The sequence below is a fragment of the Treponema endosymbiont of Eucomonympha sp. genome, from assembly GCF_001028545.1.
Genome location: NZ_BBPW01000484.1, coordinates 1 through 544, shown reverse-complemented (window position 1 = coordinate 544; position 544 = coordinate 1). Strand labels below are relative to the sequence as shown.

General features: G+C 49.3%; 2 pseudogenes. One reads left to right on the top strand and one right to left on the bottom strand.

The window, feature by feature from the left end:
• Positions 1-230, bottom strand: a pseudogene (locus AWU74_RS12870) (RluA family pseudouridine synthase); the annotation flags it as partial.
• A gap of 154 nt (positions 231-384) precedes the next feature.
• On the opposite strand from AWU74_RS12870, the pseudogene AWU74_RS14325 reads away from it, so the two are divergent.
• Positions 385-544: pseudogene (locus AWU74_RS14325) on the top strand (hypothetical protein); the annotation flags it as partial.

The window sequence follows — 544 nt, the reverse complement described above, 5'->3', positions numbered from 1 at the left end:
TCTGCAATATGCTTTGGCAAAGGGATTTCAAAAACCCGCTCGTTTCCGTTAAGCGGCACTGTCAGGCGGACGGCGGCAAGCTGTAATTTGCGGACACTGAATGTATGCTTTACCTCTTTGTTGAGTAAAAAATCCCCGTACTTATCGTCGGCAAGCACCGGATTTCCTGATTGCGCTAAGTGAATGCGGATTTGGTGCATGCGTCCGGTTCCTAACATCAGGCGTACCATGTTGAACACCGCTTTGGCAGTGACTGATAGAGCAGATTTCTCTACCGAATAGTGTGTTACGGCAGGTTTTGTCTGTCTGTTTATATCAATTGCTCCGCAGAACGTACCGTTCGGCAAGGTAAAAGACGAAGGTACTGAATTTTTGCCATTTGAAATGCTCCCCGTAAGCGCGAAGTATTCCTTTTTGACAAGCGCGGACGACAATAATTTTGTCCACAATGACGCGGCGCAGCACGAGGGCGACAAGGTCTTGTTCCTGCCGTCAAAAGCGACGCTCGGCAAGAGCTTCCTGGTCGCCAAGTTCCACACGTTCT